Below are 19,320 nucleotides of genomic sequence, written 5' to 3' on the forward strand. Positions count from 1 at the left end.
GCCGTGCGCCGCGCTCCCGCGCCATGAGGTCCGCCGCCGCGGGGCCCGGGGGAGAACCCCACCTTTCCGTCCCGCCCGCGGACCGGGGCGAGCGGAGTCTGTGACGGGCTGCTTACCGTCTCTTTATCAGGGCCTAGACTCCGGTGCGTACAGATCGTCGAACCGTGTCGCGGCACAGGATTCACCAAGGCACTCAGGTCACCTGGTCAGGGAGCGAGGGACGAACGTTGCGGGAGACGTTGGGGGACTCGACCGCCGTCGTCGCGGCGGACTACTTCCGGTCCTATTCGGTCGTGGGACTGCTCGCGCTGGTGGGCGTGCTCTTCGTCGGGGTCGCCTTCGGCGCCGGCCGGCTGCTGCGCCCCGTCGTCCCCACACCCGAGAAACTGCTCACGTACGAGTGCGGCGTCGACCCCGTCGGCGAGGGCTGGGCCCACACCCAGGTCCGCTACTACGTGTACGCCTTCCTCTACGTGATCTTCGCCGTCGACTCGGTCTTCCTGTTCCCCTGGGCGACCGTCTTCGCCGACCACGGATACGGCGGGACCACGCTCGTCGAGATGTTCGTCTTCCTCGGCTTCCTTGCCGTGGGCCTGCTGTACGCATACAAGAAGGGCGTCCTGACATGGACGTGACCCCCACTACCCCCGAGCCCGTGCTGCTTCCCGAGCCCGGGCGTCGCCCCGCCGAAGGCAGCGGGCGGCTCGGCGCACTCGCGCGCCTGGCCCCGGAGCCGATGAAGATCGTCCTGAACTGGGGCCGCCGCTACTCGCTCTGGGTCTTCAACTTCGGCCTCGCCTGCTGCGCGATCGAGTTCATCGCCGCGTCGATGGCCCGCCACGACTTCATCCGCCTCGGCGTCATCCCGTTCGCGCCGGGCCCCCGCCAGGCCGACCTGATGGTCGTCTCCGGCACGGTCACGGACAAGATGGCGCCCGCGGTGAAGCGTCTGTACGAGCAGATGCCCGAGCCGAAGTACGTCATCTCCTTCGGCGCCTGCTCCAACTGCGGCGGCCCCTACTGGGACTCCTACTCCGTCACCAAGGGCGTCGACCAGATCATCCCGGTGGACGTCTACGTACCCGGCTGCCCGCCCCGCCCCGAGGCGCTGCTCCAGGGGATCCTCAAGCTCCAGGAGAAGATCGCCGGGGAGTCGCTGGGGGAGCGCTACGAGGCCGGGCGGCCGTCCACCGCCGCCCTGCAGAGCGGCCTGGTCCGCCCGCCGAGCGCGGAGGGAGGCGCGCGATGACCGCCGTCGGCTGGCTTCCCGCCCCCGTCGAGGAACTCTTCGGCTCTGAGGCCACGGCGCAGGAGTCCTACGGAGTCCTCACCGTCGACGTGCCCCCGCAGTCCTGGATCCCCGCGCTTGAGACCGCGCGGACGACCCTGACCTGCACCTATTTCGACTGGCTGAGCGCGGTCGACGAACCCGGCACGGGCTTCATGGTGTCCGCGCACGTCGTCGCCCTCGCGCCGGTGCGGCGCCTGTTGCTCCGCACGACCGTCCCCCACGAGGCGCCGGCGCTGGCCTCCGCCGTCGGTGTCTACGCCGGCGCCGCCTGGCACGAGCGCGAGACGCACGAGATGTTCGGCGTCCGCTTCGAAGGCCACCCCGCCCTGCACCACCTCCTGCTCCCCGAGACCTTCGAGGGCCATCCCCTGCGCAAGGACTTCGTCCTGGCCGCCCGTGTCGCCAAGGCATGGCCGGGCGCGAAGGAACCGGGCGAGTCCGAACACGGCGGCCCCAAGCGCCGCCAGATGCTTCCCCCCGGCGTCCCCGACCCCAACGAATGGGGCCCCCTGAAGGGCCAACTCCCCCCGGCCCCCGCCCGTCCGACCCGCCGCACCCGCACCACGGCGGAAGCCTCCGCCGCACCGGCCGAGCCCGCCGCCGCACCAACCCGGCCACCCCGCCGGGCCCGCACGGCGTCAGAGGGTTCCGTGAGCCAGAGCGCGGGCGCGGCGGCAGCCGAGGGGGCGGCGCCCCCGGAGGCATCCGCACCCGGTGCGACGAGCGCCGCCCCGGAAGGAGCGGCTGCTCAGCGAGCCGAGCGCGCCACCCCGCGCCGCGCGCGCAGCGCGAGCCAGGGATCTGCCTCTCAGCGGGCCGAGCGTGCCGAGGTAGCAGGGCGGGCTGAGCAGCCTGAGCGGGCGGAGCAGGTTGAGGTAGGAGAGCAGCTTGAGCGTGCGGAGCAGGCTGAGGTAGTAGAGGGGGCCGAGGCAGTAGGGCAGCCTGAGCCGACTGAGCTGCCCGAGGCAGTCGACGGGGCTGAGCAGACGGGGCCGGTGCCGGAGACGTCGGGTGGGGCCGAACGGACCGACCCCGCGGCAGCGGGGAAGCCGTCGGCGCCCGCGGGTCCCCGCCGCTCGCGGAGCGCGTCGGAGGGGTCTGCCTCACAGCGCGCCGGTGCGCACGCCGAGGCGGGGCGGGAACCCACGGCACCCGACACGGCCACCCGGCGCTCCGCCCACCCCACGGCGCCCCGCAGCTCGGACGCGCCCTGGCACCACGCCCGCCCCGCCTTCGGCGAACCGCAACAACCCAGGCCCCCGCAAGCGGAACCCAACCCCACCGAGGCCATTCCGCAAACCCCGGAGAAGGGCGAGGTTTCGGGGCCTGACGAGAACGGCCCAGCCTCCGAGTTTGACGAGAACGGCTCAGCCCCCGAGTCTGAGGAGAACGGCCGGGTCCCCCAGGCCGAGGAGAACGACGGCGCTCGCGAGCCTGAGGAGGCGAGCCCGGAGACGGAAACGCCTCCGGCGCCGGAATCCGGCCGGGCGGCCGAGGCACCGTCAAACCCCAACGCCCATGCCAACGGCGACGGCGATGACGGCGAACCCGAGACCGAGCAGCCGACGGCCCAGGCGGCGGCGCCCGGAGACCCCCGGTCCGAGCAGCCGACGTCTGACGAGCCGGCCGCCAAGGAGCCTTCGTCCGAGGTGCCCCGACCCGAGGGCGCGGCGTCTGACGTGTCGGCTTCCAAGGTGCCCTCGTCCGAGGCGTCCCGGTCCGAGCAAGCGGCGGCTGAGGATCCCGGAGCCGACAGAGGGGAGTCTCAGGGGGCCGGGGCCGGCAGAGGGGCGTCTCAGGCGCCCAGGGTTGCGGAGCCGGGGCGCGAGGAGTCGGTCCCCGGGGAATCGGCCTCCTCGGACGAGCCGTCCACGGCCGGTCCCGCCACCGGCGCCCCTGCCCCTGACGTTCCCGATCCTGACGACCCCGCCCCCGACACCCCCATAGGAGGCCCGCAGTGAACGGCGCGTCGGACGTCGCCCTGCGACTCCTCGTCGTGTTCGTCGTCTTCCTCACCTTCCCCCTGATCGTCGGTCAGACCGAGCACAAGGTGATGGCGCACATGCAGGGCCGCCTCGGCCCGATGTACGCCGGCGGCTTCCACGGCTGGGCCCAACTCATCGCGGACGGCGTCAAGTTCGCGCAGAAGGAGGACGTCGTCCCGAACGGCGCCGACCGCCGCATCTTCCAGCTCGCCCCGGCCGTCGCCCTCCTCCCGTATCTGCTCGTCCTGCTCGCCATTCCGATCGGCCCCGGCGAGGGCGCGGTCGGCCAGGTCCTCGACGCGGGCGTCTTCTTCGTCCTCGCCGTGATGGGCGTCGGCGTCCTCGGCTCGCTCATGGCGGGCTGGGCCAGCGCCAACAAGTTCTCCCTCCTCGGCGGCCTGCGTACCGCCGCCCAACTCCTCGCCTACGAACTCCCGATGCTGCTCGCCGCCGCCTCCGTGGCGATGGCGGCCGGCACGGTCTCCCTGCCCGGCATCCTCGACGCCTTCGAGTGGTGGTGGCTGCCCTGGCAGATCGTCGGCGCGCTCGTCTTCTTCGTCGCCGGCCTCGCCGAACTACAGCGCCCGCCCTTCGACATGCCCGTCGCCGACTCGGAGATCATCTTCGGCGCGTACACCGAGTACACCGGCCTGCGCTTCGCCCTGTTCCTGCTCGCCGAGTACGCCGGAATCATCGTCCTGTGCGGCCTGACCACCGTGCTGTTCCTGGGCGGCTGGCACGGCCCGTGGGGCGCCGACGGCCTCGGCTGGGTCTGGACCCTGCTGAAGACGGCGCTCCTCGCCTTTGTGGTCATCTGGCTCCGCGTCACCTACCCGCGGCTGCGCGAGGACCAGCTCCAGAAGCTCTCCTGGACCCTCCTCGTCCCCCTTTCCCTCGCCCAGATCGCCCTCACCGGCATCGTCAAGGTGGTGATCCAGTAGCCATGGCCCCCATCCCTGGCAGCGGCCTCGCCAAGGGCCTGGCCGTCACCCTGCGCACGATGACGAAGAAGACCGTCACCGCGCAGTACCCCGACGTCCAGCCCGATCTCCCGCCCCGCACCCGCGGTGTCATCGGCCTGTTCGAGGAGAACTGCACGGTCTGCATGCTGTGCGCCCGCGAGTGCCCCGACTGGTGCATCTACATCGACTCCCACAAGGAGACGATCCCGGCCGCCACCCCCGGCGGACGCGACCGCAGCCGCAACGTCCTCGACCGCTTCGCCATCGACTTCTCCCTCTGCATGTACTGCGGTATCTGCATCGAGGTCTGCCCCTTCGACGCGCTGTTCTGGTCCCCGGAGTTCGAGTACGCCGAGACCGACATCCGCGAACTCACCCACGAACGCGACAAGCTCCGCGAGTGGATGTGGACCGTCCCGGCTCCGCCCGCCCTCGACGCCGGCGCGGAGGAACCCAAGGAGATCGCCGCCGCCCGCAAGACCGCCGAGAAGCTGGCCGCCGCCCAGGCCGAGCCCCAGGAGGGAGACACATGAGCCTCGCCGCCCCGACCCACGGCTTCCTGTCCCCGACGGGTGTCGAGATCGCCTTCCTCCTCGTCGGCCTGGTCACCTTCGGCGCCGCGCTCGTCACCGTCACCACCCGGCAACTGGTGCACGCCGCCCTGTGGCTCGTGGTCACCCTCGGCGGCCTCGCCGTCGAATACCTCCTGCTCACCGCCGAGTTCATCGCCTGGGTACAAGTCCTCATCTACGTCGGTTCCGTCGTCGTCCTCCTCCTGTTCGGTCTGATGCTCACCAAGGCCCCCATCGGCCGCTCCCCGGACGCGGACTCCGGCAACCGCTGGGCCGCCCTCACCGTGGCCGTCGCCGCCGCGGCCGCCCTGGTCTGGGTGGTCGTCGATGCCTTCCGCACCACCTGGATCGACCTGGACGGTGCCGCCGCCGGAACGACGAAGGCCACCGGCGAAAGCCTCTTCCAGCACTGGGTCCTTCCCTTCGAGGCCCTGTCCGTCCTCCTCCTCGCCGCCCTGGTCGGCGCGATCGTCCTGTCCCGCAAGGCGAAGGCGGACGCGGCCGGCCCGCAGGTCCCCGGCGCCCGCGACGGCCGGACCGCCGCCGAGGAAGCCGAAGGAGTCCGCTGATGCACCTCGCCTATCCCGTCGTGCTCTCCGCCCTCCTGTTCTGCACCGGCCTGTACGGCGTCCTCGCCCGCCGCAACGCGATCCTGGTCCTGATGTCGGTCGAGCTGATGCTCAACGCCGTCAACCTCAATCTGGTCGCCTTCGACGTCTGGCTCAGCAAGGCCGCCGCGGAGACCCTGCACTCCGGCCAGGCCCTGGCCCTGTTCACCATCGCCATCGCCGCCGCCGAGATCGGTATCGGCCTCGCGATCGTGCTCGCCGTCTACCGCAACCGCGGCACCTCCGACATCGACCGGCTCCGCGACACCGCCGAGGGCCACGAGAGCGACGGACCCGACAGCGGCGACCCCGCCGCCGAGAAGGCTGAGGCCACCGCGTGACCACGACCACCCTCGCCGTCCTCGTCCCCCTCCTGCCGTTCCTGGGCGCCGCGGCCGGGCTGCTGCTCGGCCGCACGGCCCCCGGCTTCGTCCGCCCGCTCGCCGTCCTGCCGACCCTCGCCTCCCTGCTGCTGGCCGTACTGGTCGCCGTGCGGCAGGGCGGCGGTGACGCCATCGACTCCGCCACCGAACTGACGCCCACCGGCTCGGTCCCGATCGAACTCGCCCTGCACATCGACGGCTTCGCCGCCCTCGTCGCCCTCCTGGTCGGCTTCGTCGCCACCTGCGTGCAGGTCTACTCGACCGGCTATCTGCGCCACGACCCGCGCTATCCCTCCTATGCCGCCCTCGTCTCCCTCTTCACCTCCGCGATGTTCCTGGTCGTCTACTCCGGCGACCTGATCGTGCTGCTGGTCGGCTGGGAAGTCATGGGCATCTGCTCCTACTTCCTGGTCGGCCACTACTGGGAGACCCCGGAGGCCCGCGCCGCCTCCCTCAAGGCCTTCCTCGTCACCAAGCTCGGTGACGTGCCCTTCCTGATCGGCCTGTTCGCCCTCGCCACCGACGCCGGGTCCTTCCGCATCACACATGTCCTCGGCACCGTCGCGAGCGGCGGACTCCACCACCCGACCGTGATCGCCCTGCTGCTCCTCGCGGGCGTGGCGGGCAAGTCGGCGCAGTTTCCGCTGCACACCTGGCTCCCCGACGCGATGGCGGGCCCCACGCCCGTCTCCGCGCTGATCCACGCCGCGACGATGGTCGCCGCCGGTGTCTACTTCGTCGCACGTCTCCTCCCCGTCTTCCAGGCCTCCACGGCCGCGATGGTCGTCCTCGCCGTCATGGCCGCCGTCACCATGGCCGGCTCGGCGCTCGCCGCGCTCGCCCAGGACGACATCAAACGCGTCCTCGCCTACTCCACGATCGGCCAACTCGGCTATATGACCGGCGCCCTGGCCGTCGGCGACCGCGGTGCCGCCGTCTTCCACCTCCTGTCCCACGGCGCTTTCAAGGCGCTGCTGTTCCTCGCCGCCGGCGTGGTCATCCATGCCGCTGGCACCAACTCACTGGCCGCCATGTCCCGCATGAGCCGTCTGCGCGACCGCGTCCCCGACGCGTACTGGACGATGACCGTGGCGCTCCTCGCGCTCGCCGCGATCCCGCCCTTCAGCGGCTTCTTCTCCAAGGAGTCCGTCCTCGGCGCGGCCGAGCACGTCGCCACCGGCCACACCGAGCACGCCCCCGGCGGCGCGGGCTGGATCGTCCTGCTCGCCGGCCTGCTGACCGCACTCCTCACCGCCGCGTACGCGACCCGTCTGTGGCTGCTCGCCTTCCGCGGCCGGGGAACCGAGGCCCCGGACCACGGCCGACAGCCGCTCACCATGACCGTCGTGCTGTGGGTGCTCGCCATCCCGTCACTCGCCTTCGGCGGCTTCGTGTTCCGGCTGCTGCCCGACTGGTTCGGCGGTGGCAGCCTGGCCCCGACCCTCACCACCTCGGTGCTCGGCACGGGCCTCGCCCTGGTGGGCGGGCTGGTCACCTACGGTGCCTGGCAGCGCACCACCGCCTTGGCCGCGCGCACCCCGATGGGAGCGGTCGCCGCCCACCCCGACGCCGACGCCGGACTGGTCGAGGCGGAGGCCATCGCCAGTCACCGGCCCGCCTACGGTGACCTGGCCTACGCCCCCGATCCGGCCGACCCCGGACGGCTGCTGCTCGGCCCGCTCCACCGGCCCGCCGCCACCGGCTTCCACCTGGATGCCGTGTACGCGGCGCTGTTCGTCCGACCGGTCCAGGCCGGAGCGAGTCTCGTCCGGTTCCTCGACCGCGAGGTCGTCGACACCTACGTACGCGGCGCGGCGGCGCTGCCCCGGCTGCTCGGGGCCGCCGTACGGCGCGCCCAGACCGGCAACGTACAGACCTATGTGAGCGCGCTGCTCGCCGGCACCGTCGTCCTGGCGGTCGCCGTCCTCCTCGTCGCCACGGGAGCGTGAGCAGGCGTGATCGATATCAACGAGTCCGTGATGCAGTTCCTTCTGGCATTCGTCGTCGTCGGCCCGCTCCTCGGTGCCGTCGCCGCTCTGCTGCCCGCGCCGCCCGGACTGAAGGGGAAGTCGCCCGAGCAGGCCGTGCTGCGCCACGGCGTGACCGTGACCGGGGCCATACTCGCCGCCGCGATCGTCCTCGCGCTCGGCTTCGACCACGACCATCCGTCGAAGATGCAGGCCACGACCGACATCAGCTGGATCCCCGCACTCGACGTGCGGATCCACCTCGGCATCGACGGCATCTCTCTCCCCCTTCTGGTCCTGACCGCGCTGCTGACCTTCCTCTGCGCGCTCTACTCCTACTTCAAGACGCCTGCGGGCCCGTCCCCGAAGGCATTCGTCGCCCTGCTGCTCCTGCTGGAGTCCGGCACTCTCGCCACCTTCGCCGTCCTCGACCTGCTGCTGTTCTTCCTCGCCTTCGAGATGGTGCTCATCCCGATGTACTTCCTCATCGCCCGCTGGGGCGGCGAGGGGCGGACCCAGGCCGCCTGGAAGTTCATCCTGTTCACCCTGCTCGGGTCCGTCGTCATGCTGCTCGGCCTGCTCCTGATCGGAATCAAGGCGGGCACGTTCGACATGATGGCACTCGCCACTGACAACGGCCGGTCGCTGACCACATCCGTGCAGGTCATCGCCGTTTTGGCGGTCGGGATCGGGCTCGCGGTCAAGACGCCGATGTGGCCGCTGCACAGCTGGCTGCCGGACGCCCACACCGCCGCGCCGACCGTCGGCTCGGTCCTGCTGGCCGGTGTCCTGCTGAAGATGGGTACGTACGGGTTCGTCCGGATTCTGCTGCCGGCGGCGCCCGACGGCTTCCGCACGTTCGCCCCCTACCTCGCCGCCTTCGCCGTCGTCGGGATCATCTACGGATCCCTCGCCTGCCTGGCCCTCGCCAAGCAGGGCGCGAAGGGCGACCTCAAGCGGCTCATCGCCTACTCCTCCGTCGGCCACATGGGCTTCGTCCTGCTCGGCATCGCCACGATGACCCCGACCGGCGTCAACGGCGCACTGTTCGCCAACATCGCCCACGGCCTGATCACCGGCCTCCTCTTCTTCCTGGTCGGCGCGGTCAAGGAACGCACGGGCAGCACCGACCTCGACACTCTTTCCCTCCCGTCGCCCGACCACCAGCCCCCGACGAGCGGCTCCACCGCGCCGAATCAACTTCCGTCCGGCGCCGCGCTGTACGGCAAGGCACCGCGCCTAGGCGGCCTGCTGGCCTTCACCGTGGTCGCCTCCCTCGGCCTGCCCGGACTGGCCGGATTCTGGGGCGAGATGCTGGCCCTGTTCGGCGCGTTCCGTCCCGCGGCCGGCCTCAGCCGTCCCGCCTTCCTCACGTTCATGGCCATCGCCGCGTTCGGCACGCTGCTGACGGCCGCGTACCTGCTCATCGTGGTCCGCCGCGTCTGCATGGGCCCCGTACCGCACCAGGCCCCGAAGCTCGCCGACGTCCACACGTACGAGTTCGCGGCCTGGACGCCGCTCGTCGCCCTCACCGTCGTGGCCGGACTGTGGCCGAGGGCACTCCTCGGCCTGACCGACCCGGCCGTGCAGCAACTCCTCGCAGGAGGCACTCGATGAGCCACCCGGCCCAGCCCCTGGCCGAGTCGCTGGTCCAGTCCGTCGACTGGCTCGCGATCGCCCCGCCCACCGTCGCGGCGGTCGTCGGTCTCGGCATCCTCGTCGCCGACCTGTTCGTGCCCGACGCGAAGAAGGCCGTACTCGGCTGGTGCGCGGTGGCCGGACTCGCCGTCTCGGCCCTCCTGCTACTGCCACTCCTCGACGCCGACCGCAGCACCTTCTGCCAGTCCGGCGACCCGCGGCTGTGCAGCTATACGGCCGACCGTTTCACCCTCGTCATCCAGTTCCTCGTCCTCGGTGGCGCCCTCCTCGCCGCCCTCCTGTCGGTCACCGCCCTCAAGGACGGACGCAGGAGACTCCCCGAAGGGGAGTTCTGGTTCCTGCTGCTCTCCTCCGCCGCGGGCGCCGCCCTGCTGCCCGCCTCCCGGGACCTCGCCACCCTCGTCGTGGCCCTGGAGGTCGCCTCGCTGCCCGCCTTCGCTCTCGTCGGCATCCGACACGGCGACCGCAGGTCCTCGGAGGCCGCCCTGAAGTTCTTCCTGTCCTCGGTCACCGCCACCGCGGTCAGCCTGCTGGGCATCAGCTTCGTGTACGCCTCCACGGGCACCCTCTACCTCACCGGGATCGCCGACCGCATCCAGCACGTCGACGGACAGCTCCACACGCTCGCCCAGACCGGCGTCGTCCTCACGCTGGTCGGCTTCGCCTTCAAGACCGCCGCCGTGCCCTTCCACTTCTGGGTGCCCGACACCTACGTGGGAGCGCCCCTGCCCGTCGCCGCCTACCTGTCGGTCGTCGGCAAGGCCGTCGGCTTCTCGGGCCTGATCCTCGTCACCGTCGTCGCCTTCCCGTCGTACGCCGACGCCTGGGGCCCCGCCCTCGCCGCGCTGGCCGCCCTCACCATGACCGTCGGCAACGTCGGTGCCCTGCGCCAGCAGGCCACGCGCGCGTACAGCGCGGTACGGCTGCTCGCCTGGTCCTCCGTCGGCCAGGCCGGCTACCTCTTGGTCCCGATCGCCGCCGCCGGATACTCCGGGGACGCCCGGAAATCGATCGGGTCCACGGTCGCCTACGCCCTCATGTACGCCGCCGTGAACCTCGGTGCCTTCGCCGTCGCCGCCCTGGTGGGCCGCACGAGGACGCTCAACCGCGTCAGCGACTACCGCGGCCTGTACGCCTCGAACCCCATGACCGCCCTGCTCCTGGCCTTCTTCCTGCTGTGCCTCGCGGGGCTGCCGCCCGGCATCATCGGCCTCTTCGCGAAGGTCACCGTCTTCTCGGCCGCCGTCGACGCGGGCCTCGGCTGGCTGGCCGTCGTCATGGCCGTCAACGTGGTCATCGCGCTCGTCTACTACCTCCAATGGACGGCGCTGCTGTTCCGTGCCCCCGAGAAGGAGCCCGCGCGGCACCGCGTCCCCGCCCCCTTGACGGCCGCCATCGCCCTCACCGGAGCCCTCGGTGTCGCCCTGTCCGGGGCGCCCCAACTCGTCCTCCGCTTCGCCGGCACCGGCCTGTTCTGAGCGCCCCGCACGCGCGCGTAGAGCACCCGGGCCACGCGCGCGTGCCCGCCGCAGCGGGCGCCGTCACCCGGACGGCCGAACCGCGGCCCCGCCCTCCCAAGGGAACTCGCGGCCCTCGCCTGGCGTTGACCAGTACGGGAGGGTCCACTGGACGTGACACCACGGCACCGGTGGCTTCGCAGATCAGCAAGCACACCAGCAAGCAAAGGGTTCCCCTGCTGCACGATTTGGAGGGCGTACCGTGCACCGCCGGCACAACGGGCTCAGGACCGCAGTACTCCTCGGGGGACTGTCCGCACTCATCATCGTCATCGGCAGCTTCTTCGGTCGTACGGGCCTGATCGTCGCGGTGCTGATCGCCCTCGGCACGAACGCGTACGCGTACTGGAACAGCGACAAACTGGCGCTACGCGCGATGCGTGCCCGCCCGGTGAGCGAGTTCGAAGCCCCGGCCCTCTACCGCATGGTCCGCGAGCTGTCCACGCAGGCCCGTCAGCCCATGCCTCGCCTCTACATCTCACCCACGGAGGCGCCGAACGCGTTCGCGACGGGCCGCAACCCGCGCAACGCCGCCGTGTGCTGCACCGAGGGCATCCTGCGCCTCCTGGACGAGCGCGAGTTGCGCGGTGTCATCGGCCACGAGCTGAGCCACGTCTACAACCGGGACATCCTCATCTCATCGGTCGCCGGCGCCCTCGCCTCGGTGATCATGTTCCTGGTCAACTTCGCCTGGCTGATCCCGATCGGCCGCTCCGACGACGACGAGGGCCCCGGCCTGCTGGGCATGCTGCTGATCATGATCCTGGGCCCGCTCGCCGCGAGCCTCATCCAACTGGCCATCAGCAGGTCCAGGGAGTACGAGGCGGACGCCTCCGGAGCCCAGCTCACCGGCGACCCGCTCGCCCTCGCCAACGCCCTGCGCAAGCTCGAAGCCGGCACCAAGCAGCTGCCCCTGCCCCCCGAGCCGAGGATCGAGACCGCGAGCCACATGATGATCGCGAACCCGTTCCGCCCGGGCCAGGGACTGTCCAGGATGTTCTCGACGCACCCGCCCATGGCCGACCGCATCGCCCGACTCGAAAGGATGGCGGGCCGCAACCGGTGACAACCGCCCTGAGCACCAGCTGACCCGTCCTGAGCAGCGTCCCTCGTCATCGTCCTGCCTGAGAGGAAACTGAGAGACTGCTGTGCCAGGCTGGCGCGCCCCACCACGCTGAGGAGCGCCTCCATGAGTCTGATCAACGGCTTGCCCGCCCATGTCCTGCTGGTTCACATAGTCGTCGTGCTGGTGCCGCTCACCGCGCTGGCCTTGGTGGTGGCGGCACTGTGGCCGCGCGCGGCTCAGCGGCTGGGCCCGCTGCTGCCGCTTCTCGCCCTGATCGCCCTGGTCAGCGTGCCGTTGACCACACAGGCCGGCGAGTGGTTGGAACAGCACGTGAACAACGACGCACTGGTACGGCGGCACACCGAGATGGGTGACGGACTGCTGCCCTGGGTCCTGGGTCTGTTCGTGCTGGCCGCAGTCGTGTGGTGGGCGGCAAGGAGCGCTCCGGCGGAGCCTGGGCGAGGCGGCCGTATGCGCTGGTCGGCCGCGCCCGTCCGGATCGTCGTGGGAGTCCTTTCGCTGGCCGTCGCGGTGGGAGCGGTCGTGGACGTCTACCGGATCGGCGACTCCGGAGCGAAGGCCGCCTGGCACGACACCGTCTCCAAGACGGCGACGGGGACAGACGACGGCTCCTGACCTGGCACGGGCCCACACAGTCCGGGCCCGGACCTCACTCCTGTCCGTGGCGGCGCAGAGGGGTCAGCGTCCGCCGAAGGCCTGATCGGTCGGGACGACCTCCTGGCCCAGGGGCATGAGGGAGATCGGAATCAGCTTGAGGTTCGCCCAGCCGAAGGGGATTCCGATGATCGACAGGAAGAGCGGGATGCTCGTGATCAGGTGACCGAGGGCGAGCCACCAGCCCGCGAAGACGATCCAGATCACGTTGCCGATGCACGAGGGTGCCCCGGCGTTCTGCTTCGGCACCGTAGTGCGGCCGAACGGCCAGAGCACGAACCCGGCGATCCGGAGCGAGGCGATGCCGAAGGGGATGGTCACGATGAGGACGAAGCAGATCAGCGCGGCCACGGCGTAGGCGATGGCCATCCAGATCCCGCAGAAGATCAACCACAGGACGTTGAGGACGAGGTTGATCGGTTTCATGATCGCTGCCCCTTCAGGAGTGACGCTCGTACGCGGTCTCACCAGCCAGTATCCGGCGCTCAAGTATGAAGCCGGAACCGCAGCGGCCTTGTGGGAGAGTTGTGAGCGCAGGGAAGCGATCCGGTTCGGCAGTGCCGACTTCGAGCTGATGCCGGTGTCCCCGCTTCCGCCGGACCGTGCGGGCGTCCCACGGACCGGCTGTTCGTGGCGTCGCGGACCGCGACGGGGAGCACGGCCGGGGGAGGGAAGCCGCAGGTGGGGGGCACCGAGGTAGGCCGTCATGGACGATGAAGGGGAAGTCCGCGAGTCCCCTGCACCCCCGGTTTCTTCTGGGCGCTCGGCGAGGCCGTGAACGGCCCCGACGACCACTAGAACGGAAGACTTCGGCTGGGGCCGCGACGCCACCGCCGCAGTTCCTGACCGGGAAAGGCATCGACGTCCGGCTGACCTGACCGCCCCTCAACCAACGCCGACGAGCAGGGTTTTCCACAGGTTCGGGGTTGTCCACAGGCCCGCCCGTTTGTCAGAGGCGGCCTGCATCATGAAGCCATGACCGAGATCGAGCAGTTGCTGACACGGGTGGCCGCGCAGGCCCGCACCTCCCGTCCCTGGGGCTGGCCTTCGCTGCCCGGCCCCGTCGAGCCGGCCGCGCCGGCCCAGGCGGAGGCCGCCCTGGGCTTCGCCCTGCCGCCGCTGCTCGCCTCGCTCTACAGCCGCATAGCGGACGGCGGCTTCGGCCCGGAGTACGGCCTGCTGCCCCTGCTCGACAGCCCGCCCTCCGGCGAACCGGCCGCCGTCGCCCAGTACCTCACCAACCGAGAGGAGGGCCGCAAGGACCCGGACTGGCCCTGGCCCGAGGGCGTCCTGCCGATATCCCACTGGGGATGCGGGATGTACGCGTGCGTGGACTGCCGCACCCCCGAAGCCACCGTCCTGCTCTACGAGCCGAACGCCGACGAGGCCGACCACGCCTGGTATGTGGATGCGCCCAGCCTCACCGACTGGCTCCATGCCTGGCTCGACGGCACCGGCTGGTACGAGGAGAGCAACGACGGTATGGATCTGGAACCCTGGGCCGACTTCCGGAGCCGCACAACCCCCTCACCCACCCCCTGAAGCCAGACCCCACCACCGGCGCCCCACCCCGGCGCCCCACCCCGGCGCCCCACCCCGGCGCCCCACCCCGGCGCCCCGCCTGCCGGCGGCCGGGGCGCGGCCCCACCCCTGTCCCAGCGCCCTTGAGCACGTCCCCATCCACCCGCGTACGCCGTAAGCGGCTGCCCCGCCGCCGAGCAACCGCGCCCACGGCCCCGCGGTCCCAGCCACGGCGAACGCCGACACCACACCCCACCAGCACGAGCGACCGGAAGGAGGTCAGCATCGATCAGGAAGCCAGGAAGCCAGGAAGCCAGGAAGCCAGGAGGTAGGTAAGAAGGTAGGTCAGGCGGTCAGGCCGAGCGTGGTCAGTCGGTCAGGATCGGTGAGGACGTCGAGTCCGGTGATGCGGCCGTCTCGGATGGTGAAGGACATGACGGACAGCAGTCGGCCTTCGGCGAACGAGACAACGCCGGGTGTTCCGTTGACCAGTACCAGACGCGCGTGCGCCGCGAAGCGGGCGAAGGCGATGGCCTGGGATGCCACGTCTGTCGCGCCGCGCCGCAGGATGCTGGGAAGGAGCGTGCCGCCGTCGGAACGCGCGACCACATCGGGGTCGAGGACGGCCAGGAGCGCCTCGAAGTCGCCGTTGCGGGAGGCGGTCAGAAAGGCGTTGACGACATCGCTCTTGCGGGCGTTGTCCGCGTCGGCCGCAGGGGTGGCGCTGCGGACACGGCGGCGGGCACGGCTGGCGAGCTGCCGGGTGGAGACGGCGGTGCGGCCCAGCACGGCGGCGATGTCGTCGAAGGGCACGTCGAACAAGTCGTGCAGAACAAGGGCGAGTCGCTCGGCAGGGGAGAGGGTTTCCAGCACCACCATGAGGGCGATGCCCACCGCGTCCGCGACCAAGACTTGCTGCTCGGGATCGGCGCGGCCGAGCTGGGTGACCACCGGGTCCGGCAGCCGGACTTGCTCGTCCTGCTCGGGCAGCGGATCCTCGCGCCGGGAGGTACGCGAGCGCAGCATGTCCAGGCACACCCGGCCGGCGACCGTGGTGAGCCAGGCGCTCAGGTTCTTCACATCGCTCACGTCGGTGCGGCTGAGTTTGAGCCAGGTCTCCTGGACGGCGTCCTCCGCTTCGGCGAGCGAGCCCAGCATCCGGTAGGCCACCGCCCGCAGCCCTGGCCGCTCCGTCTCGAAACGGTCGGCCAGAGAAAGGTCGCCGCTCATCCCGTCACATCCCCGCGCCGTGATCCGTCGGTTCAGTGACAGACGCTAACGGATTCACCAGGAGAGCATCAGATGAACACCGCAGCCGCGACCACTGCCCGGATGAAGAACCCCGCCCTGGTCCTGCCGGAGGCCATGAAGGGCATCCAGAACATCTACAAGGCCATGTACCAGGGCGGCGTCGCCCCGCAGCTCCTGGAACTGGTCCACCTGCGGGCCAGCCAGATCAACGGCTGCAGCGCCTGCGTGTTCGCCGGCGTGGCGGACGCGAAGAAGCACGGCGAGAGTGACGAACGCCTTCACTCCGTGGCCGCTTGGCGCGAGGCTCCGTTCTTCACCGCGGAGGAGCGCGCCGCCCTGGCCCTGACCGAGGCCGCCACCCGGATCGCCGACCGCTCCGGCAAGGCCGTACCCGACGAGGTGTGGGACGAGGCCGCGGACCACTTCAACGAGGAGCAGCTTTCCGCGATCATCCTGATGATCAGCCTCACCAACTTCTTCAACCGCATCAACACCACCATCGAAGAGCCGGCCGGCACCACCTGGTGACCGACGCTGCCGAACCCCCGCCACGGCCGGCTGCAACCGACCAGGGCAGTCGTGGCGTCTTCCGGAGCGACACGGCACGAATCATGCGCAGGCCGTACGGCACGGACCACCGGCCGTCCGGCCTGCGTAGCACAGCCGGCGCTGACGGACATCACAGTGCCTGGACAGTGCGAGCACAGCGCGGGAGGGCAGGTTCACGGCATGAGCATCATCGGTTGGATCATCCTGGGACTGTTGGCCGGCGCCATCGCCAAGATCCTGCTGCCGGGGCGTGACCCCGGCGGCTTCATCGGCACGACCCTGATCGGCATCGCGGGCGCGTTCATCGGCGGCTGGATCTCGGCCCGCTGGCTGGACCACCCCATCACCAAGGACTTCTACGACGGGGCAACATGGGCGGCCGCGATCGGCGGCTCGCTGGTGCTCCTGATCCTCTACCGCATCCTGTTCGGTAACTCGCGCGACTGATCGATGCCGGACGCGACACCGACGGACGAGAAGGGCGGGCCGCCTCGGATGCCCACCCTTCCTCGGGGTTGCGTCGTTCCCGTACCCGCGCGGGGCGCGGACCGGCGGGACTACCGGTAGTTCACGAACTGCAGCGCGAAGTCGAAGTCCTGGCCCTTCAAGAGGGTGATCACGGCCTGGAGGTCGTCCCGGCTCTTCGAGCTGACGCGCAGCTCGTCGCCCTGCACCTGGGCCTTCACGCCCTTCGGGCCCTCGTCGCGGATGATCTTCGCGACCTTCTTCGCGTTCTCCTGGGAGATGCCTTCCTGGACCGACGCGAAGATCTTGTACTCCTTGCCGGAGAGCTGGGGCTCGCCCGTCTCCAGCGCCTTCAGTGAGATGCCGCGCTTGATCAGCTTGGACTGGAAGACGTCGAGGACAGCCTTGACCCGCTCCTCGGAGTTCGCCTGCATCAGGATCTTCTCGCCGGACCAGGCGATCGAAGCGTCCACGCCCTTGAAGTCGTAGCGCTGCGAGACTTCCTTGGCGGCCTGGTTGAGGGCGTTGTCGACCTCCTGCCGCTCGACCTTCGAGACGATGTCGAAACTGGAGTCGGCCATGTCCTGTGGCTCCTTGTATCGGGGTGTGTATCGGGTGCGTGCCGGCGTGCGCGAAGGCAGCCGCCGAGCCCGGTGCCAGACCGGGCCGCATCCGCACCAGCCTAGCCATCCGACGTGGGCCGGGTGCCGATCAATCGGGTGGCGAACCACCCCTCGGCATCGGGTATTGTTTACGTCGTTGCCAGGGGGCACCGCCGAAAAGCGGGCTCCATCCGGCAGCAAAACCCGGCGGTGTGCCCGAGCGGCCAAAGGGAGCAGACTGTAAATCTGCCGGCTCAGCCTTCCCAGGTTCGAATCCTGGCGCCGCCACGCTGAGGGAGACCCCCCCTGATCAGGTTCTTAGCCTGGTCAGAGGGGGTTTCTCATTGATCGGTCCTGTTCGATGCAGCGTGGACGAGACGCGGACGTGTCTCACCTCGTATCGCCCGCATCCCACCGTTGATCAGCGTGTGTCCCCCAGGCGTCCCCCGGGAGTGAGGATGATCACTCCGGTTCGTTCCACTCCCGAAGTGCTGCATCGATCCGGCTGTTGGCACGCTCCCGGGTCTGGTCAAGCACCTTGGCGTACACCTTGTGCAGTACCGCGATGCTGTGCCCGGCCCGCCGGGCGCACTCCATGGCGTCCACGCCGGAACTGAGCCAGAACGACACCCCGGCGTGCCGCAGGTCGTAGGGGCGGCGAGCTAGGAGCGAAGCCGTTTCCGCCTCGCTCAGCACATCTTTCCGCGCCTTCGCCCACACCTCCCCGTAGCCGGTCTCCTGTAGCAGGCCATCACGGTTCGTCCGGAAGAGCCGACCATCGGGCGCCGTGCCGTGCGTGGCGATGTGCTGCCGCAGCAGACGAACGAAGTGCGGCGGGATCGGGACCGGACGGGAGTCCTTCTTGGCGCGTGCCTTGAGATGGCGCGTCTCATGCGCCCTTCCGTCGTCGGTCCAGCTCCGTCCGGCCCGGACAACTCCTTGCCGCAGGGTGAGCATCCCCCACCCCGTCTCCGGGAGGTGGCACTGACTCACGCGCAGTCCGGCGGCCTCGGCGGGACGCATGGCCGCGTAGTACAGGCACCCGAAGAACGCCTCCAGGTGCCGCCCACGCGGGCCCTGCTCACGCACCCCTGCCAGCAGCGCGCGGACCTGGCGGGGATTGGCGACACTCTCGGGGTCCACCGCTTCCACCGACTTCGGGGCGGTCCACTTCACGGCCGTGATCGGGTTGACCGGCATGGTGAAGTACTGCTCTTCCACGGCGAGCCCGAGAACGTCACTCAGGCAGGCCCGCTTGCGCTTCGCGGTGCGCGGTGCTGCCTCCTTCCCGTCCAGCCGTAGGGACAGCGCGTCCAGGGCCAGACGTACAGTCGCTGGGTCCTCCAGCGCCGCGACCGGCATGGAGTGCTTGGAGATCCAGGTGAGGGCGCGGGCCACATCGTCCGGCGGGGTCTCGTTCCAGCGGTTCCGGTTGTACGCCCACCCGTATAGTGCGCGCCGCATCAGCGCAGTGTCGGGCATCCCCGTCTTGGTCTTCACGAGCGCGGGAGTGATAGTTGCCAGCGCATCGGCGTAGTTCTTCCGCGACTTCGCCGGGGCCAGCGCCCACTTGCGGTCGATGTACGCGCGGCTGTGCTCGTACCACGTGATGGAGCCTTGCTTGGCGCGCAGTTCGGATACGGGCAGGCCAGTTTCCTCGTCGAACTGGTCGCCGCGCCGCACGGCGGACATGAGTTCCGAGCGACGCCCCTCGGCCTGGACCTTGAGCGTGTAGCTCTTGGAGTGCTTCCGCTCCCCGACCAGCCAGCGCAGGCGGTAGGGCTTCGGGCGATCCTTGCGAACCTCGATGGAGTAGAGGCGAACGTCGTAGGTCAGTGCCATATGAACTCCAGAGGGGCCCGCCGGAAGCGGGCCCCTCGTGTCTCGGGTGTGGTGGGGAGGTGGTCAGGCGGCGTCTTCCATGGACGCCCACCAGGCGTCGAGGTCACTGCGACGGCAACGGAGTTGCCCGTTCGACAGCTTGATGAGCTTCGGAGCCTTGCCACGGGCGCGCATGCGGTAGAACGCGGCGCGGCTCATCTTGATCTCACTGAGGACTTCGCAGAGTTTGAGCCTCTCGGTGCCTGCCAAGACGGCAACTCCTTCTCGGGGTGAGGAGCGGGGGCCCGTCGGCCCCCTTCTGAGGGGCGCTACTTCCGCTACCGCCGCTACCGTGCAGGTCAGGGGCCTGTTGGAGGTAGCGGGAAGGGGTAGCGGTAGCGGATGGGTAGCGGCTCGGTAGCGGCA

Annotated in this window: 20 protein-coding genes and 1 tRNA gene; 16 read left to right on the forward strand and 5 right to left on the reverse strand. The window is 70.3% G+C overall.

Features of this window, described 5'->3' with window-relative positions; all coding sequences use genetic code 11:
• The first annotated feature begins 227 nt into the window (after positions 1-227).
• From ACFYTE_RS28795 to ACFYTE_RS28850, 12 genes are all read left to right on the forward strand, one after another.
• Positions 228-635 carry an NADH-quinone oxidoreductase subunit A gene (locus ACFYTE_RS28795; RefSeq protein WP_388716387.1) on the forward strand — a complete coding sequence of 136 codons (408 nt, stop codon included), beginning with the start codon at positions 228-230 and terminating at the stop codon, positions 633-635.
• Positions 626-1,249, forward strand: a complete 624-nt coding sequence (locus ACFYTE_RS28800) for an NADH-quinone oxidoreductase subunit B (RefSeq protein ID WP_388716390.1) — start codon at positions 626-628, stop codon at positions 1,247-1,249. Before ACFYTE_RS28795 ends, ACFYTE_RS28800 begins: the two co-directional genes overlap by 10 nt.
• Positions 1,246-3,252, forward strand: a complete 2,007-nt coding sequence (locus ACFYTE_RS28805) for an NADH-quinone oxidoreductase subunit C (protein ID WP_388716393.1) — start codon at positions 1,246-1,248, stop codon at positions 3,250-3,252. Before ACFYTE_RS28800 ends, ACFYTE_RS28805 begins: the two co-directional genes overlap by 4 nt.
• The gene (locus tag ACFYTE_RS28810; protein WP_388716396.1) at positions 3,249-4,217 is read left to right on the forward strand and encodes an NADH-quinone oxidoreductase subunit H; all 969 of its coding nucleotides are present in this window, start codon (positions 3,249-3,251) and stop codon (positions 4,215-4,217) included. Before ACFYTE_RS28805 ends, ACFYTE_RS28810 begins: the two co-directional genes overlap by 4 nt.
• 2 nt (positions 4,218-4,219) lie before the next feature.
• Positions 4,220-4,771, forward strand: a complete 552-nt coding sequence (locus tag ACFYTE_RS28815; RefSeq protein WP_388716398.1) for a NuoI/complex I 23 kDa subunit family protein — start codon at positions 4,220-4,222, stop codon at positions 4,769-4,771.
• The gene (locus ACFYTE_RS28820; protein WP_388716401.1) at positions 4,768-5,379 is read left to right on the forward strand and encodes an NADH-quinone oxidoreductase subunit J; all 612 of its coding nucleotides are present in this window, start codon (positions 4,768-4,770) and stop codon (positions 5,377-5,379) included. Before ACFYTE_RS28815 ends, ACFYTE_RS28820 begins: the two co-directional genes overlap by 4 nt.
• Positions 5,379-5,759, forward strand: coding sequence for an NADH-quinone oxidoreductase subunit NuoK (gene nuoK / locus ACFYTE_RS28825; RefSeq protein WP_388716404.1), 381 nt, complete (start codon positions 5,379-5,381; stop codon positions 5,757-5,759). Before ACFYTE_RS28820 ends, nuoK begins: the two co-directional genes overlap by 1 nt.
• Positions 5,756-7,750 carry an NADH-quinone oxidoreductase subunit L gene (locus ACFYTE_RS28830; RefSeq protein ID WP_388716407.1) on the forward strand — a complete coding sequence of 665 codons (1,995 nt, stop codon included), beginning with the start codon at positions 5,756-5,758 and terminating at the stop codon, positions 7,748-7,750. Before nuoK ends, ACFYTE_RS28830 begins: the two co-directional genes overlap by 4 nt.
• 6 nt (positions 7,751-7,756) lie before the next feature.
• Positions 7,757-9,385 (forward strand): NADH-quinone oxidoreductase subunit M, encoded by a 1,629-nt coding sequence (locus ACFYTE_RS28835; protein ID WP_388716410.1) that lies wholly within the window; start codon positions 7,757-7,759, stop codon positions 9,383-9,385.
• Positions 9,382-10,905 carry an NADH-quinone oxidoreductase subunit N gene (locus tag ACFYTE_RS28840; RefSeq protein ID WP_388716413.1) on the forward strand — a complete coding sequence of 508 codons (1,524 nt, stop codon included), beginning with the start codon at positions 9,382-9,384 and terminating at the stop codon, positions 10,903-10,905. The genes ACFYTE_RS28835 and ACFYTE_RS28840 overlap by 4 nt, the downstream gene beginning before the upstream one ends.
• 241 nt (positions 10,906-11,146) lie before the next feature.
• Positions 11,147-12,010 carry a zinc metalloprotease HtpX gene (gene htpX, locus ACFYTE_RS28845; RefSeq protein WP_388716416.1) on the forward strand — a complete coding sequence of 288 codons (864 nt, stop codon included), beginning with the start codon at positions 11,147-11,149 and terminating at the stop codon, positions 12,008-12,010.
• Positions 12,011-12,133: 123 nt separating this feature from the next.
• Positions 12,134-12,646, forward strand: a complete 513-nt coding sequence (locus tag ACFYTE_RS28850) for a DUF2231 domain-containing protein (protein ID WP_388716418.1) — start codon at positions 12,134-12,136, stop codon at positions 12,644-12,646.
• A gap of 63 nt (positions 12,647-12,709) precedes the next feature.
• Here the strand turns inward: ACFYTE_RS28850 and ACFYTE_RS28855 are convergent, their stop codons facing one another.
• Complete coding sequence (locus ACFYTE_RS28855) at positions 12,710-13,111, reverse strand: YccF domain-containing protein (protein ID WP_388716420.1); 402 nt, start codon at positions 13,109-13,111, stop codon at positions 12,710-12,712.
• A gap of 549 nt (positions 13,112-13,660) precedes the next feature.
• On the opposite strand from ACFYTE_RS28855, the gene ACFYTE_RS28860 reads away from it, so the two are divergent.
• Positions 13,661-14,227 carry an SMI1/KNR4 family protein gene (locus ACFYTE_RS28860; protein WP_388716422.1) on the forward strand — a complete coding sequence of 189 codons (567 nt, stop codon included), beginning with the start codon at positions 13,661-13,663 and terminating at the stop codon, positions 14,225-14,227.
• 324 nt (positions 14,228-14,551) lie between these two features.
• Here the strand turns inward: ACFYTE_RS28860 and ACFYTE_RS28865 are convergent, their stop codons facing one another.
• Positions 14,552-15,436: a sigma-70 family RNA polymerase sigma factor gene (locus ACFYTE_RS28865; RefSeq protein ID WP_388716424.1), complete on the reverse strand. Its 885-nt coding sequence runs from the start codon at positions 15,434-15,436 to the stop codon at positions 14,552-14,554.
• A gap of 72 nt (positions 15,437-15,508) precedes the next feature.
• Between ACFYTE_RS28865 and ACFYTE_RS28870 the strand changes: the two genes are divergently transcribed.
• Both ACFYTE_RS28870 and ACFYTE_RS28875 read left to right on the forward strand, forming a co-directional pair.
• The gene (locus tag ACFYTE_RS28870) at positions 15,509-15,985 is read left to right on the forward strand and encodes a carboxymuconolactone decarboxylase family protein (protein WP_388716427.1); all 477 of its coding nucleotides are present in this window, start codon (positions 15,509-15,511) and stop codon (positions 15,983-15,985) included.
• Between the two features lie 201 nt (positions 15,986-16,186).
• Positions 16,187-16,453 (forward strand): GlsB/YeaQ/YmgE family stress response membrane protein, encoded by a 267-nt coding sequence (locus ACFYTE_RS28875; protein WP_388716430.1) that lies wholly within the window; start codon positions 16,187-16,189, stop codon positions 16,451-16,453.
• 110 nt (positions 16,454-16,563) lie between these two features.
• Here the strand turns inward: ACFYTE_RS28875 and ACFYTE_RS28880 are convergent, their stop codons facing one another.
• Entirely contained in the window at positions 16,564-17,052 is a 489-nt protein-coding gene (locus ACFYTE_RS28880) for a YajQ family cyclic di-GMP-binding protein (protein WP_388716433.1), read from the reverse strand.
• Between the two features lie 227 nt (positions 17,053-17,279).
• Here ACFYTE_RS28880 and ACFYTE_RS28885 point away from each other — a divergent pair.
• Positions 17,280-17,361: transfer RNA gene (locus ACFYTE_RS28885), tRNA-Tyr, on the forward strand.
• A 174-nt stretch (positions 17,362-17,535) separates the two neighbouring features.
• On the opposite strand, the gene ACFYTE_RS28890 is transcribed toward ACFYTE_RS28885, so the two are convergent.
• Together ACFYTE_RS28890 and ACFYTE_RS28895 are read right to left on the reverse strand one after the other, a co-directional pair.
• Positions 17,536-18,915: a tyrosine-type recombinase/integrase gene (locus tag ACFYTE_RS28890; RefSeq protein WP_388716436.1), complete on the reverse strand. Its 1,380-nt coding sequence runs from the start codon at positions 18,913-18,915 to the stop codon at positions 17,536-17,538.
• A gap of 63 nt (positions 18,916-18,978) precedes the next feature.
• The gene (locus ACFYTE_RS28895; RefSeq protein ID WP_388716439.1) at positions 18,979-19,164 is read right to left on the reverse strand and encodes a helix-turn-helix transcriptional regulator; all 186 of its coding nucleotides are present in this window, start codon (positions 19,162-19,164) and stop codon (positions 18,979-18,981) included.
• Between the last annotated feature and the right edge of the window lie 156 nt (positions 19,165-19,320).

It is taken from the genome of Streptomyces sp. NPDC004629, from assembly GCF_042873595.1.
GTDB lineage: Bacteria > Actinomycetota > Actinomycetes > Streptomycetales > Streptomycetaceae > Streptomyces.

What these genes read in the sequence shown, in the direction of transcription:
- ACFYTE_RS28800 (WP_388716390.1), top strand. Translation starts at nt 626, where the DNA reads ATGGACGTGACCCCCACTACCCCCGAGCCCGTGCTGCTTCCCGAGCCC.
- ACFYTE_RS28805 (WP_388716393.1), top strand. Translation starts at nt 1,246, where the DNA reads ATGACCGCCGTCGGCTGGCTTCCCGCCCCCGTCGAGGAACTCTTCGGC.
- ACFYTE_RS28815 (WP_388716398.1), top strand. Translation starts at nt 4,220, where the DNA reads ATGGCCCCCATCCCTGGCAGCGGCCTCGCCAAGGGCCTGGCCGTCACC.
- ACFYTE_RS28820 (WP_388716401.1), top strand. Translation starts at nt 4,768, where the DNA reads ATGAGCCTCGCCGCCCCGACCCACGGCTTCCTGTCCCCGACGGGTGTC.
- nuoK (WP_388716404.1), top strand. Translation starts at nt 5,379, where the DNA reads ATGCACCTCGCCTATCCCGTCGTGCTCTCCGCCCTCCTGTTCTGCACC.
- ACFYTE_RS28840 (WP_388716413.1), top strand. Translation starts at nt 9,382, where the DNA reads ATGAGCCACCCGGCCCAGCCCCTGGCCGAGTCGCTGGTCCAGTCCGTC.
- ACFYTE_RS28850 (WP_388716418.1), top strand. Translation starts at nt 12,134, where the DNA reads ATGAGTCTGATCAACGGCTTGCCCGCCCATGTCCTGCTGGTTCACATA.
- ACFYTE_RS28855 (WP_388716420.1), bottom strand. Translation starts at nt 13,111, where the DNA reads ATGAAACCGATCAACCTCGTCCTCAACGTCCTGTGGTTGATCTTCTGC.
- ACFYTE_RS28860 (WP_388716422.1), top strand. Translation starts at nt 13,661, where the DNA reads ATGACCGAGATCGAGCAGTTGCTGACACGGGTGGCCGCGCAGGCCCGC.
- ACFYTE_RS28865 (WP_388716424.1), bottom strand. Translation starts at nt 15,436, where the DNA reads ATGAGCGGCGACCTTTCTCTGGCCGACCGTTTCGAGACGGAGCGGCCA.
- ACFYTE_RS28870 (WP_388716427.1), top strand. Translation starts at nt 15,509, where the DNA reads ATGAACACCGCAGCCGCGACCACTGCCCGGATGAAGAACCCCGCCCTG.
- ACFYTE_RS28875 (WP_388716430.1), top strand. Translation starts at nt 16,187, where the DNA reads ATGAGCATCATCGGTTGGATCATCCTGGGACTGTTGGCCGGCGCCATC.
- ACFYTE_RS28880 (WP_388716433.1), bottom strand. Translation starts at nt 17,052, where the DNA reads ATGGCCGACTCCAGTTTCGACATCGTCTCGAAGGTCGAGCGGCAGGAG.
- ACFYTE_RS28890 (WP_388716436.1), bottom strand. Translation starts at nt 18,915, where the DNA reads ATGGCACTGACCTACGACGTTCGCCTCTACTCCATCGAGGTTCGCAAG.